Origin of the sequence: Dethiosulfovibrio faecalis, assembly GCF_021568795.1 — a bacterium.
GTDB classification, from domain to species: Bacteria; Synergistota; Synergistia; order Synergistales; family Dethiosulfovibrionaceae; genus Dethiosulfovibrio; species Dethiosulfovibrio faecalis.
Window position 1 is genome coordinate 1 of record NZ_JAKGUE010000003.1, and the last position, 13,637, is coordinate 13,637.

Annotated in this window: 10 protein-coding genes; 3 read left to right on the forward strand and 7 right to left on the reverse strand. The window is 52.2% G+C overall.

All coding sequences use genetic code 11. The features are described from left to right. Positions 1 to 64: 64 nt before the first annotated feature. Together L2W58_RS03580 and L2W58_RS03585 are read right to left on the reverse strand one after the other, a co-directional pair. Positions 65 to 364 carry a hypothetical protein gene (locus L2W58_RS03580; RefSeq protein ID WP_236101646.1) on the reverse strand — a complete coding sequence of 100 codons (300 nt, stop codon included), beginning with the start codon at positions 362 to 364 and terminating at the stop codon, positions 65 to 67. Between the two features lie 20 nt (positions 365 to 384). After that, positions 385 to 1,197: a 4Fe-4S binding protein gene (locus L2W58_RS03585; RefSeq protein ID WP_236101647.1), complete on the reverse strand. Its 813-nt coding sequence runs from the start codon at positions 1,195 to 1,197 to the stop codon at positions 385 to 387. 89 nt (positions 1,198 to 1,286) lie between these two features. Between L2W58_RS03585 and L2W58_RS03590 the strand changes: the two genes are divergently transcribed. The 3 genes from L2W58_RS03590 to L2W58_RS03600 all read left to right on the forward strand — a co-directional run bounded on the left by L2W58_RS03590 (position 1,287) and on the right by L2W58_RS03600 (position 5,849). Further along, positions 1,287 to 2,564, forward strand: coding sequence for a cation:proton antiporter (locus L2W58_RS03590; protein WP_236101648.1), 1,278 nt, complete (start codon positions 1,287 to 1,289; stop codon positions 2,562 to 2,564). 34 nt (positions 2,565 to 2,598) lie between these two features. Further along, positions 2,599 to 3,687 carry a prephenate dehydratase gene (gene pheA, locus L2W58_RS03595; RefSeq protein ID WP_236101649.1) on the forward strand — a complete coding sequence of 363 codons (1,089 nt, stop codon included), beginning with the start codon at positions 2,599 to 2,601 and terminating at the stop codon, positions 3,685 to 3,687. Between the two features lie 65 nt (positions 3,688 to 3,752). Further along, positions 3,753 to 5,849: a diguanylate cyclase domain-containing protein gene (locus L2W58_RS03600; RefSeq protein ID WP_236101650.1), complete on the forward strand. Its 2,097-nt coding sequence runs from the start codon at positions 3,753 to 3,755 to the stop codon at positions 5,847 to 5,849. A gap of 26 nt (positions 5,850 to 5,875) precedes the next feature. On the opposite strand, the gene L2W58_RS03605 is transcribed toward L2W58_RS03600, so the two are convergent. From L2W58_RS03605 to L2W58_RS03625, 5 genes are all read right to left on the reverse strand, one after another. Next, positions 5,876 to 6,352, reverse strand: a complete 477-nt coding sequence (locus L2W58_RS03605) for a putative PDDEXK endonuclease (RefSeq protein ID WP_236101651.1) — start codon at positions 6,350 to 6,352, stop codon at positions 5,876 to 5,878. 204 nt (positions 6,353 to 6,556) lie between these two features. Next, positions 6,557 to 9,733 carry a type I restriction endonuclease subunit R gene (locus L2W58_RS03610; protein WP_236101652.1) on the reverse strand — a complete coding sequence of 1,059 codons (3,177 nt, stop codon included), beginning with the start codon at positions 9,731 to 9,733 and terminating at the stop codon, positions 6,557 to 6,559. Beyond that, positions 9,730 to 10,863 carry an abortive infection family protein gene (locus tag L2W58_RS03615; protein WP_236101653.1) on the reverse strand — a complete coding sequence of 378 codons (1,134 nt, stop codon included), beginning with the start codon at positions 10,861 to 10,863 and terminating at the stop codon, positions 9,730 to 9,732. The genes L2W58_RS03610 and L2W58_RS03615 overlap by 4 nt, the downstream gene beginning before the upstream one ends. Further along, positions 10,860 to 12,095: a restriction endonuclease subunit S gene (locus tag L2W58_RS03620; protein ID WP_236101654.1), complete on the reverse strand. Its 1,236-nt coding sequence runs from the start codon at positions 12,093 to 12,095 to the stop codon at positions 10,860 to 10,862. The genes L2W58_RS03615 and L2W58_RS03620 overlap by 4 nt, the downstream gene beginning before the upstream one ends. Further along, on the reverse strand, positions 12,085 to 13,635 hold the full coding sequence (locus L2W58_RS03625) for a class I SAM-dependent DNA methyltransferase (RefSeq protein ID WP_236101655.1): 1,551 nt from the start codon (positions 13,633 to 13,635) through the stop codon (positions 12,085 to 12,087). Before L2W58_RS03625 ends, L2W58_RS03620 begins: the two co-directional genes overlap by 11 nt. Positions 13,636 to 13,637 lie beyond the last annotated feature (2 nt).

Sequence of the window (13,637 nt, forward strand, 5' to 3'; positions counted from 1 at the left end):
GACACCGCAGGAGATCTACTTCGGAAAGGAAGACCTATAGCAGTCTGACCTAAACTAATCTAGGCTAAAAAATGGTCTTGACAATGGGGTCCACCATAAAGTAACCTCCTCCTAATGCGGAAAGCGCGGTAACGCCGCCTACTAAAATAGCTAACACCCACGATACTGATTTATTCTTTTGGAACACGATCATCGCAGCCACCGATGCGAAAAAGAGGATAAACTGGGCTGTCGTCGCAGCTTCGTGCATATGAACACCTGCGACAGCCAAGATTACGACGTAAAAATTACCTCCTCCCTTTCCCACCATGGTCATAACGACAGCGACAATCAAGATAAAGAAACTTACGACAGGCAAGCTCATCGCCTAAAACTCCTTAATTATTATTTTTTCGACGGTGTCGGCATAAAAAACTCGGGCTCTCGACGGGAGGAAAAGTTGTCCCACATCTTCTTTCCCAGAGAGGCCACAGGCTCCAGCCTCAGCACCCTGGCACCGGTAGGACAGGCCTTCACGCAGGCGCAGCAGAAGGTACAGGCCACTCCGTCGGTTGCGTTGGGGTCCTTCGGATCCACCGCCCCTACGGGGCAGACCGCGGCGCATTTTCCGCAATGGACGCACGTCTCCACGTCGGTTACGGGAGAGCCCTCCGGCATGGTGGAGGGAACCTTGTAGGGCCTATTCCCCGGCAGATCCACCTCTGGCAGCTCGGAGACGGAATCGGCGGCGCCAAGCATCTTGGCCACCTTGGCCCCGAATGACCGTATCACGGGCAGATCGTAGCCGTCCGGCCTGCCTATGGCGGTCGGATATTTTTCGTCGGCGAAGGAATGCTCTCCGATGAAGGCCGCTCCGGCTATCACCTTGAACCCCTTCTCCCTCAAGATATCCCCGAGCTCCAACAGTGCGTCGTCGTAGTGTCTGTTGCCGTAGACCACCACGGCTACGGCGGGCCGTCCGTCTCCCCGGAGTTTCTCCAGCAAAGCCCGCCCCTCTTTGGCGATCCTGCCGGAATATACCGGCATCCCCACCAGCAGGACGTCTCCCTCGGGAAGCACGGCCGTCTTTCTAACCTTCGGCGATGTTACGTCCACAAGGGAGAGGTTCGATTTCATCCCCTCCACGATCCCCTTCAGGACCCTCGTGGTCGTCCCGGTGGGAGAATAGCTTACGACAGTCGCTGTATCGAACTTCAAGATAAAGACCCCTCTCTTGTTGATAAAGATTCTCCAGTATCCTACACCCTGAAGGTCCTATCGTCACCATCGTCCTTCCATGATGTAGAATGGTCGGCAAAACCACGAGAACGGAGGACGGCTATATGGACTTTCCCTTTATGCAGGACCCCTTGCTCGGCATGGGACTGGTGATCTTCTTCGGCTACTTCCTGGGACACCTGGCTGTGAAGGCCGGGCTTCCCAAGATAACTGGCTATCTCGCCGCGGGATTGATACTGAACCCCACCGTCTTCGGCCTGGTTCCCCAAAGTGCCATAGCGGGAACTAACACGATGGTGAACGTGCTACTGTGCGTCATAACCTTCGAGATCGGGGGATCTCTGGCTATAGATAAAATACGCTCCCTCGGCAAAAGCATCGTGGCAATGACGGTTCTGGAGGCGGAAGGGGCCTTTCTGGCGGTGATACTCGGGATGATTCCCTTCTGCGTGCTCTTCGGGTCCCATTTCGGCATCTCCGGAACCCCAGCGGTGCTGGCCTTTTCCATACTGATGGGTGGTTTGGTCTCTCCTACCGACCCGGCGGCGACGATAGCCGTGGCCCACCAGTACGGAGCGAAGGGACCTGTGACCTCGACCATACTGGGAGTATCCGCCTTCGACGACGGCTTCGGAATAATAAACTTCGGTCTGGCTCTGGCTCTGGCCAGGACGATAATGGGAGGAGGAGAACTCTCCCTTTTCTCGGTGGTGATCTCGCCTCTCTGGACTATACTCCTCTCCGCCGCCGTGGGATGCGTCTTCGGCATAATGGTCGACCGAATGAGCTCGAAGGCCCTGGACAGCGAGGGAGGCGGAGGACTCACCATAGTGCTCGTAGGAGGGCTTATGGCCTGCTTCGGTGTAGCGGAAGCGCTGAAAGCCGACGAACTTCTGGCCACCATGGTCATGGGAATATGGGTGGTCAACGCCAACAATCGCTCCGACGAGATCTTCGACTTCGTCCAATCCACCCTGGAGGAGCCGGTATTCCTCATCTTCTTCTGCGTGAGCGGAATGACCCTCGACATGCCGTCGCTTCTGTCCTCCCTGGCCTTCATTCCGGCGGTCGTGCTCCTAAGGGTGTTGGGCAAGGCGGCGGGAATCTACGGAGGGGGCGACCTCACAGGGGTGGACGGCAAAACCTGTCGATACGTGATAGGAGGGCTAATCCCCCTGGGCGGCATAGTGATCGGCCTGGCGTTGACCCTAAAGAGATTTCCAGAGATGGCCCCATTTGCGGACACTCTGATAAACGTCATCATAGGCTGCACGGTAATACACGAATTCATAGGCCCGATGACGGCCCGATGGGCACTGAATAGCTCCGGCGAGATAGACAAATAGATCTCGTAGACGCGAAAAACTCCGGAAAGAACAGGTGATAGAGTTGAAGGACAGGCTGGACGAACTCAGGACGACCATAGACGAACTGGACAAAGGCATAGCGGAGCTGCTGGCGAGACGGGTGGAGACGGCAAAAGAGATAGGCAGAGCCAAAGGAGACGGCCCCGTCTACGACCCGGCCAGGGAAGAGCGGATCATACGCCGTTTCAGCGATATGAACCCCGACTTGGACCGGGAGTCCCTGTCCACCATACACAAAGAGATAATATCCCTCTGTCGATCGGTCCAGGGCAGGCCGACCGTGGCCTGTATGGGCCCCGAGGGATCCTACTCTCAGCAAGCCATGGAGAGAGCCCTGGGATCCTCTATAGACCCTCTGTTCGTGTCCGGTCCCAGAGAGGTGTTCAGGGCGGTCGAGACCGGCAGGGCCTCCCTCGGGCTCGTGCCGGTGGAGAACACCGTGGAGGGAACGGTCTACGCGACCCTGGACGGATTCTCCGAGACAGGACCGGAAATGACGGTGATCCAGGAGGTGAGCCTTCCTATAAGACACGTCCTTGCCTCGGCCTCGCCTCTCTCGGAGATAAAACGGGTGGTCTCCCACCCCCAGGCCCTGGCCCAGTGCAGACTCTGGCTGGAGGAAAAACTACCGGGGGCGAAAAAGGAACCGGTGGCCACCACCAGCCACGGAGCGGCCATAGCCTCGTCCGAACCGGGAACGGCGGCGGTGTGCAGCGCCAAGGCGGCGGAGGTAAACCGAATAGATATACTTGCCAGGGACATACAGGACAGATCCCACAACAGGACCAGGTTCTGGGTGGTAGGCCCCAAGGGTTCGACCAGATCCGAGGGGGAGAAAACCTCCATACTCTTCTCCGTTCCCCACAGGCCGGGATCCCTCCTGGGAGCGCTGGACCCTCTTCGTACGGCAGGGGTGAACCTGACTGCCATACAGTCCCGCCCAATGCAGGGCAACCCCTTCGAGTACCTGTTCTTTCTGGACATGATGGGCAGTTCCTCCAATCCGGAGATATCCGACGCCCTGGAAGCCATGAGGAAGTCCTGTTTATCCATGAGGGTGTTAGGATCCTACCCCTCCGATGTCATCGTACCTAAAGAATAATAGGTGTAGAATAAAACTAGAACGAATATTGCCAGAGAAAAAAGAAAACCATTAGGAGGAATCCTATGTTCATCCTATCTAGAAGCGTAAAAAACACCTTTATAGTGATAATGGTCATTCTGATATTAGTGACAACCTTGCCTATCGCGATATTCGTAAAAAACGAAAGCGACAGAGAGACCGACCTGGCGCTAACCACTTTAAATAACGCCCTGGAACTCCAGACGAACTATATGACCCGCTGGTTCGACCTAAACATAATGGAGGACATAAAGGCAGCATCGAAACTCCGTTCCGTCCAATCCCTCGATCTCGATGCCATGGCGGAAGACCTAAAGGCAATGGCCGAAGACAGAACCGACCTGGCCAAACTGCTCTATTTCGATCGAGACGGGAACCCCGTATTGGACAGCGAGAACGGAGATATCTCCGAAGAACAGTTCAATATATCGGACCGAGAATATTTCAAGGCGGGACAGGAAGGACTTCCCTATATAACCTCGGTCATCCAAGCAAAAGACGAAAAATCGGTAAAATTTATCGGTTTCTCTGTTCCCTTAATCATAGATGGGATATTCGAAGGAGTCATATTGGGCTCCGTGAGACTCTCCAATCTCATAAATCTGACAAAAGATCACATTTTCGGAGAAGGGGGATCTTTCCGGCTTTTCGACTACAACGGAGTTCCCTTAGGAGAGAACTTTTCGGAGGCAACCCCTTGTTTTTCCCCCGATGAGGTAAAAGACGAAGAGGGACTTTTAATCGACAACACCTCGGATAGCGGAAAGAAACAAATGCTCAAGATAGCGCCTCTTGCCCACGGGAATCTTTTTGTAGGTGTGGTCTTGGATATGGACGAGATCAAAGCCGGATCAAGTCGCATAGCGAAAACACATATCAAAATACTGATATCATCCGTGGTATTAGGAATGATCTTCTTCCTGTTGCTATCTCGCAGCGTCACCATATCCATAGATAAAATTCAACGACAGCTCTCCTCGGCCTCGGAGATGAACTACGCTCCGACCCCCATCCCCCCATCGGGCATGCCACTGGAGTTAAAGCGGATCTGGGAGAGCGTGGAATACCTCAAGGATCAGGTTTGCAAATCCATCCAAGAGGTCAGGGAGATGAGCGTCAGGGACGCCCTGACGGGGCTCCATAATCGACGATACTTCGAGGAGGAGATGTCCCGGCTCAGTCATGGAGACCAGGATCCCGTGGCGATCGCCATGTGCGACGTCAACGGACTAAAGCTGGTCAACGACGCCCTGGGACACGAGTGGGGTGACAAACTCATAAACAAGGCCGCAACGGCGTTGAAAGACGTATCCCAACCGGGAGACACCGTGGCCAGGCTGGGAGGCGACGAGTTCGCCCTTCTGGTGCCGAACAGCCCGGAAGAAAGGGACATCGGGGCAGACTTGAAGGCGAGCATGGCGACGGTTAACTTGGACGAGGGAATACCACTTCAGATGGCATGGGGGATAGCCATAGGCAACGCATCGAGAAGGTCCATAGAGGAGATCGCCAAGGACGCCGACGATAGTATGTACGCACGCAAGGAAACCCAGAGAGACGACGCCAGAGACGCCATACTGACCTTCTTCCTGAGGATGATATCCACAAGGGAGGGCCGCAAGGTAGGACACATGGAAAGATGCCGTTACATCATGGCGGCCTTCGTTCCGACCATAGACGAGGTGGACGAGATCTTCCGTAAGAGGATGATCCGCCTGGCCGGGATACACGATATCGGCCTGGTAGGGGTTAATCCCAGCATACTGGGCAACACCGGCCCACTTTCCGAGGATGAGAAAAAGGAGGTCCGAGCCCATCCTGAGATAGGCTACCGGATCGCGATAGCCGCCCCCACCCTCTCGGACCTGGCCGACGCCATACTGCACCACCACCAGAGATGGGACGGAACCGGCTACCCCTTCAGGAAGGACGCCGTATCGGGAAAGGGCATTCCTCTGGAAAGCAGGATAATGAACCTGGTGGACTCCTACGAGGCAATGACCCACCGATACTACGGGAAATCGATGACCCACGAGGAGGCAATGGAGGAGATACGCCGCTGTTCCGGAACCCAGTTCGACCCCGAATGGGCCGATCGGTTCCTGGCGTTTCTGAAAGAAAAAGGTCCCGGAGTGCTATGACTCCGGGACCTCTACAGAAAAGACCATCAAAACTCCTTAGGCAAGGTTTTTAACAGGTTTGACATCGTCGTTATTTCATATCCATCCACTACAAACCTCTTAGTTGGGGTCGGTATGTTTAATGAGTTATTCAATATCATAACATACCCGTCCCGCTGATTTGGCCTAGCGGCTATCAAGATAGACAGAAAGCTCAAAGACGGGAATTTCGCTTTGAATTTTTTCTCTGATTCTTTTGCCTGGTCTACCCAGGATAAAACGTAAGGGTTAAAATCCGGAAAAAACCAATCTAATGAAATTTCCTTTCTGTATTTGCATTCCACTATCAGTGGATGCCTTTCTTGGTTTTTAAAATATATATCGCCATATTCCGTTCGAAAATTTCCAGAAGCCTGTGCCCTATGACATTCATGATCAGTTAAGCCAAAATGACTCTGAAGAGTTTTTGCTATTTTTGCTTCAAAATAGTTACCTCTGATTTTATTCTTACTAGGAATTTTCATCAACTCCTACTTCGCAGATGCTAACCATAGCCAAATATCACGCAGCTTATCAAACGGTGGATCCGGAGCCCATCACGGCGAACCGTTTCCAAAATGGAAACAGTTGCTTCCCGCTCCAATTCCTAAAAATCATTATAGACCAAGAGACAAGGGCCTCCGCCGTTTATGGCGAAAGCCCTGCTTCTTGAACACTTAACAACCTCTTCAAGCCGTCGCCCACTCTTTGCAGAGGACTTCCGCCTGTTCTAGAACGGTCTGGGTCGCTTTTTCCTGTTTGTCCGGTGGATATTTGTATTTCCGCAGGATCCTTTTTACGATAACCCGTATCTGGGCACGGGCATTTTCCCGGACGGCCCAGTCTATGCCTACGTTTCGTCTGACCGCCTCGACCAACTCATGGGCGATAGCCTTCAACGTGTCATCCCCCATAACCTTCACCGCACTGTCGTTTACCTCAAGGGCATCGTAGAAGGCGACTTCATCGTCGGTCATGTTCAGCCTTTCGCCACGACGCAGAGCCTCCCTCATATCCTTGGCCAAATTGATGAGTTCCTCTATCACCTGTGCGGCCTCGATAGCTCGATTCTGATATTTTCGAATGGCCTTCTCCAACATCTCCGCAAAGGACCGCCCCTGGACGACGTTTTTACGGGACCTTGCCCTGATCTCGTCGTTTAGGAGTTTTCTAAGCAGCTCCACAGCCAGATTCCGGTGAGGAAGTTGCCGAACCTCCTGGAGAAAGTCATCGGAGAGAATCGAGACATCCGGTTTTTTCAGCCCAACGGAATCGAAAATATCGATAACCTCGTTCGACGTAACAGCCCTAGATATCAGCTGACGAATAGCGGTGTCCATCTCCTCCGGGCTCTTTCCCTCGCCCTCCACCGTAGCTTTTGCCAGACCGGATCGGACCTCCTGGAAAAACCCGACATCGTCACGAATTTTAAGGGCTTTATCATGGGGCACGGCGAGGGCGAAAGCCTTGGAGAGAGCGGTAACCTCCGCCAAATAGCGTTTTTTGCCGTCATCCAACTGAAGAACGTGCTCCATGGCGGCGGCGATACCGGCGATACGCCTTCCTGGCTCCGCCCCGACAAAAGAGATGTAGTCGAAACCGTAAAACATGGACGAAACGACATCGAACTTCTCCAACATCACTTGGACGGCTTCTTCCTGATCGATGGCCGCCTTACCTCGCCCGCCCGCTTCGGTGTAGTCGACCAGGGCCTGTTTCAACTGCTCCACAAAACCGAGATAGTCGACGATCAGACCACCAGGTTTATCCTTGAACACTCGATTGACCCGGGCTATGGCCTGCATGAGGCCATGCCCTCGCATCGGCTTGTCGACGTACATGGTGTGCAGAGAGGGGCAGTCAAAGCCCGTCAGCCACATATCCCGAACTATAGCCACCTTCATAGGATCGCTCGGATCCTTGAACCTCTTTGCCAGGGCCTCACGTTGAGCTTTGCTCCGAATATGAGGCTGCCATTCGGCACAATCCGATGCGGAGCCGGACATGACGATCTTCACCGTCCCTTTATCGTCGTCCTCGCTGTGCCAATCGGGGCGCAGCTTTACGATAGCATCGTACATCTCCACACAGATTCGGCGGCTCATACAGACCACCATAGCCTTGCCGTCCAGCACCTGTAGCCTGGCATCAAAATGGGCTACCAAATCCTCAGCGACAAGTGCGATTCGCTTTTCCGTCCCTACCATCGCCTCGAGGGCGGCCCACTTGGTGCGCAGCTTTTGTTTGTAGGACTCTTCCTCTCCCTCGGTAATCTCATCGAACTCCGGATCTATAGTCGGTTTTTCCTCTTCTCGCAGTTCTATCTTAGCGAGCCTGCCCTCGTAGAAGATAGGTACGGTTGCGCCATCCTCCACAGCCCTCAAAATGTCGTATTTATCTATGTAGTCGCCGAAGACCGCAGGAGTGCTGCGGTCGCCTCGTTCGATAGGGGTGCCGGTAAACCCGATGAAAGAAGCGTTAGGCAGAGCGTCATGCATGTGTCGTGCAAATCCATCGATGAAGTCGTACTGACTGCGATGAGCCTCGTCGGCGATAACCACGATATTCCGGCGACTGGATAGCTCAGGGTATCGCTGCCCCTTTCCTCCGGGCAAAAATTTCTGGATCGTGGCAAAGACAACCCCTCCGGAGGAAACCTGAAGAAGCTCCTGAAGATGCTCCCGACTTTCGGCCTGAGCCGGTGTCTGCCGCAAAAGGTCACGGCAGGACGAAAAGGTGCCGAAGAGCTGATCGTCCAAGTCGTTCCGATCGGTTATCACCAGCAACGTGGGATTTTCCATGTCGGGATGGCGAATAATCTTACCGGCGAAAAAGGCCATCAAAAGGCTCTTGCCGCTTCCCTGGGTATGCCAGATCACCCCGATACGGCGACCACCGAAATGAGCGGATCCAGACCCGGAGGATACCCTGAGCCCACGGAGTTTAAAAGGGTTATTGGCGTCGTGTTCCGGGAAGCGAGCGTACAGCAGGTTGGGATTGCCATCGATACCGCAGGCGGATAACGTGCATTTAACCGCCTTGTTCACCGCATGAAACTGGTGATAGGCCGCCGTTTTTTTGACGATCGAAGCCCCATCGTCCTCGAACACCACAAAGTTCAGCACGAGGTCTAGAAACCTCCGCTTTTCGAAAATCCCCTTGAGCAGAACCTCAAGCTCCAGAGAACCTCGAGGAGCGACATCTTCGCCGTCTACGGTGCGCCACGGAGCGAACCGATCCCATCCGCTGGAGAGAGTTCCGCTTCGGGCCTCCAATCCATCGGATACGATGAGCATTTCGTTGTAGATAAACAGGCTCGGAATATCTTTTTTATAGGTCTGGAGCTGGTTGAAGGCATGACGGATGGTGGCCTTTTCGTCCGCAGGGTTTTTGAGCTCGATGACGCTAAGAGGCAAGCCATTCACGAAAATAACCATATCGGGCCGTCGATTTCTGCGATCCTCGACAACGGTAAACTGGTTGACCGCTAGCCAGTCGTTGTTCTCCAGATCCTCGAGATCGAGAAGCCATACCTTATCGTGAACCTCGATACCATCCTGCATATAGGACACGTCCACCCCATCGGTGAGCATACGATGAAAACGACGGTTGTTCTCGATCAGGCGGGGAGATTCGGTTAGAGTGATTTTCCTGACCGCCTCCTCGACGGCCTCGGCGGAGAGATGAGGATTGATGTTCTCAAGGGCGGCCTGAAGCCTTCCGACAAGTACGACCTGATCGTACCCCCGGCGCTCACAGGCTGGACCATCGGGACCGATGTCCGGCCCGAATGCCGTTTGCCAACCTAACGAGAAAAACCATTCCAGGGTGGTCTGCTCTAAAATGTTTTCGTCAACTATAGTCATCTCATGTCTCCCGGGATATGTATTGTTAGCCATGCGACAATTTGCTCAACACTACTCTCGTCAATTTCCTCTAAACCAAAAATTTTTATTAATTTTTTAACAAAAAGACGAACTTTAGTCTCTCTAGAGTTGCGTTTATTCCAATCAATAACCGCGAGCTCTTCCATACCACGGAGCAAGCTGTAAGTAAGATTTTCGACTTGAGCGGCAGAAGTATCATTACCCCTCAAGAGATCATGAATAATAAAATCGTAAAGAGACGAAATCTGATCTGTATATTTCCCTTGATAACTGGTGACAACTTGAGGTTTCCGGGATAAAAATTCCTTTTGATCGACAGCTACTTCCTCTTGATTTATTGTAAAACCTGGTTCTTCAGGAGAAACCTCTTCTGTTTCCGACATTTCCTCTTCTTCGGTTTGAATCACAACACCCCCTAACGCATCCAAAACATCAACATATGCCTGACGATCTAAACAGTACAGCAGCTCGCTTGCCGGAACACGAAGATTAAAACCATCTCGAAGAGTTCCCGCTTGAAAAGACAAATCCACAACGCCATCTTCGTCTACTTCAGCCTCAATCTGGGTCGCCGCATCAATTCGCTCATTCAAATGAGAAAAACGAGTGTGCGGCTCCCGGGTTTTCAGGAGAAACGGATCTTTACCATCATACGCCTGCAAAATTACGAAAATAATAGTGTCAGCTGATAAAAGATATACTTTAGAGTGTCTTTCATTAATAGCATCAATAAAACCATCTTTGCCGTGGGCTATACCGCCTTCTTGGTTACGCACTTCGTTCAATGCATCAGCTAATTTGTTGTAAGCCGACAAAACCTTGTCAAAAACGCTTGCCCCGCGCGTGTTTTGCAGCCCTAAGGATTCAAGCACGACAGTTAAATACGTCTGGGTTGATGGCCTGTTTGACGGCACAGGGTATCCCAATTCATTTAAAACAGTAATGCATACTGACTCCACAAAAGATTTACACAATTCAATCATACTACACCCTTTACATTCAAAGGTGGTTACAAGATCGACATAATGCTCCTGTAGATTAGGAGCATCCGGCCAACGGCTTGCTGCCGCCTTGAAGGCAGGGGCAATATCGTCAAGAGATCTTGTCATAGTTTAGCCTCTTCGACAAAATTATCTGCATCGGGGACTCGAAGTTCTCCGGAGATGAGCTTGGGGAGCAGGGTATCTCGAAGGGAGGCGAGAGATTTTGACTCAAAAAGATTTTCATACCATCGATCAAAAATAGACCCCACAGAATTATTAAACATAGCAAGAATGTCTTCAGGGGGCTGTACAACCAAGATTTGCTTCATATCTCGTCCAGTAAAGTGCCCGAGCCCCGTAGTTTGTTTATTTCTCGCAATTTCAGCAAGCAAGGAGCGTATAGATTTTAGAAGGTAAAAGATAAAGTGCTTTTCGATTTTTTTATGAGGAAGAACACGAAAGATATGTTGATTCAACCAAGCGGGACCCCCACACCAGATAAAAGTATCTATAGAAGTATCAGGATTCCCAGACCAAGACAACAAGAGAGATCCATTGCTGATTCTATACTTGTCGTCAAGCTCTGTCTTTGTGAATTTGGTCTGGCCAGAAATTCCATTTTTTAATTCAGCAATTTTTATTATAGGTAATGCGTCATTTTCATTTGTAAAATGAGAACTGCGATAAGCAGCTCCATTTACGAACCTTGCAGAATCATATAATGAACGTGTTTTCCACCCCTTCGGGATCTCTCCGAGCTCCGAATCATCGAAACTATCGGGGAAGAGCGAGGCGATCTCGTCAGACAGACCTGTCGGGCGGCCTTCGACCTTTGCACGGACCGGATCGAAATCCACGAACCATGACTTGAAGATAGTCCGAGCCATAGTTTCTAGAGTATTGTTCATCCGCCGGTTCAGTTCAATCCTGTCGTCCAGCGAGCCTAGGATGTGAGCGATAGCCTGTTGTTCGCCTAATTCAGGAACAAATATCTTGCGTGCGTGTACATCATTCCTGTTTAAGCCAGGTACCGCACTATCTGCATTCATGGAACAAAGACCAAGAGACTTAAGCAAATAATAGGTGTAGCGCAAATCCCTATATTCCGCTCTAATAACATAAAATGTCGTATCAATAGGCCAGAAAGGCTGTGTCGTATAATGTACCGTACCAACAGTACCTTTTCTGCCAATCACAATCCCAGGCCCTTCTATCAAGGGTTTATTATGAAAACCAACGGAACCGTTTGAACCATAGACGCGGTAGGAACCACTTCCTCTTTTTTTCTTAGGAAGACTCTTCCCATAAGCTAAAGGGCAAAATTCGCCTACTGTTGTTTTCCGCCACTCACTCCCCATACCCCAAGACCTCCAAATTCCTCCTGATCACTGCCTCCAGCCGGTTGGCCTCGGCGAACTGATCGTAGAGGGTGGCGGAAAGTTGGGCCATCTTTTCCTCGAAGGGAACGCCGTCGTCCTCTACCTCCGCCGCCCCCACGTAACGTCCAGGGGTCAACACATAGCCCTGTTCCCTGATCTCTTCGATAGAGGCGCTCTTGCAGAAGCCCGGCAGGTCCTCATATTCACCGGTGTCTTCCTCGCCCCGCCAGGCGTGATAGGTCCTGGCGACCTTGTCGATCTCTTCGTCGGAAAAATCTTTATGGGTCCGGTCGATAAGGCTTCCCAGGTTACGGGCATCGATGAAAAGGGTGCTCCCGCTCCTATCCCGGAACCTCCCGTTCCTCTTGCTGCGGGTCAAAAACCACAGGCACACCGGAATCTGAGTCGTGTAGAAAAGCTGTCCCGGCAGGGAGATCATGCAGTCAACAAGGTCCGCCTCGATCATGTTCTTGCGGATCTCCCCTTCGGTATTGGTGTTGGTCGACATGGAGCCGTTCGCCATGACGAAACCGGCGATTCCGTTGGGCGATAGGTGATGGATAAAGTGCTGAATCCAGGCGTAGTTCGCGTTGCTCACCGGTGGAATGCCGTATTCCCAGCGTGAGTCTTCCCTCAGACGTTCGCCCCCCCAGTCGCTCATGTTAAAGGGCGGATTTGCGAGTATGAAGTCGGCCCTCAGATCTTTATGCAGATCGTTATGGAAACTGTCTCCATGGTGGGGACCAAGGTTGGCGTCAAGTCCTCTTATGGCCAGGTTCATCATAGCCATACGCCAGGTTGTGGGGTTGGACTCCTGTCCGTATATGGCGATGTCGCCCAGGCGACCGCCTCGCTCTTCGACGAAACGTTCGCTTTGAACGAACATGCCGCCGGAGCCACAGCACGGGTCGTACACCCTTCCCTTGTAGGGCTCTATCATCCCGACAAGCAGTTTAACCACACATTGAGGGGTGTAAAATTCCCCGCCACCTTTGCCCTCAGCTGCGGCGAAACGACCGAGGAAATACTCGTATACTCGGCCGAGAACGTCTTTTGATCGAGATTCATCGTCTCCAAGTCCGATCTTGCCAATTATGTCGATTAGCTCCCCCAGACGGTATTTATCCAGAGAAGGACGTGAGTAGTCTTTGGGAAGAACTCCCTTGAGGGTCGGATTTTCCTTCTCTATAGCCACCATAGCGTCGTCTACTATTTTCCCTATGGTCGGTTGCTTGGCGCTGTTCTGTAGCCTTTTCCAGCGGGCCTCTTGGGGAACCCAGAAGATGTTGGCCGCCGCGTATTCGTCCCGGTCCTCCGGGTCGGTGTACTCGGTTTCCTTCATGGCCTCCAACTCGGCGTACTTGCTCTGGAAGGCATCGGAGATGTATTTGAGAAAGATCAAACCCAGAACCACGTGTTTATACTCCGAAGCGTCCATATGTCCCCGAAGCTTGTCGGCAGCGGCCCACAGCTGATTCTCAAAGCCAAGGTTGGCGCCGTTCGTCTTTTTTTCCGCCATAT

What these genes read in the sequence shown, in the direction of transcription:
- L2W58_RS03615 (WP_236101653.1), bottom strand. Translation starts at nt 10,863, where the DNA reads ATGACAAGATCTCTTGACGATATTGCCCCTGCCTTCAAGGCGGCAGCA.
- L2W58_RS03600 (WP_236101650.1), top strand. Translation starts at nt 3,753, where the DNA reads ATGTTCATCCTATCTAGAAGCGTAAAAAACACCTTTATAGTGATAATG.
- L2W58_RS03620 (WP_236101654.1), bottom strand. Translation starts at nt 12,095, where the DNA reads ATGGGGAGTGAGTGGCGGAAAACAACAGTAGGCGAATTTTGCCCTTTA.
- L2W58_RS03625 (WP_236101655.1), bottom strand. Translation starts at nt 13,635, where the DNA reads ATGGCGGAAAAAAAGACGAACGGCGCCAACCTTGGCTTTGAGAATCAG.
- L2W58_RS03590 (WP_236101648.1), top strand. Translation starts at nt 1,287, where the DNA reads ATGGTCGGCAAAACCACGAGAACGGAGGACGGCTATATGGACTTTCCC.
- L2W58_RS03610 (WP_236101652.1), bottom strand. Translation starts at nt 9,733, where the DNA reads ATGACTATAGTTGACGAAAACATTTTAGAGCAGACCACCCTGGAATGG.
- L2W58_RS03580 (WP_236101646.1), bottom strand. Translation starts at nt 364, where the DNA reads ATGAGCTTGCCTGTCGTAAGTTTCTTTATCTTGATTGTCGCTGTCGTT.
- L2W58_RS03605 (WP_236101651.1), bottom strand. Translation starts at nt 6,352, where the DNA reads ATGAAAATTCCTAGTAAGAATAAAATCAGAGGTAACTATTTTGAAGCA.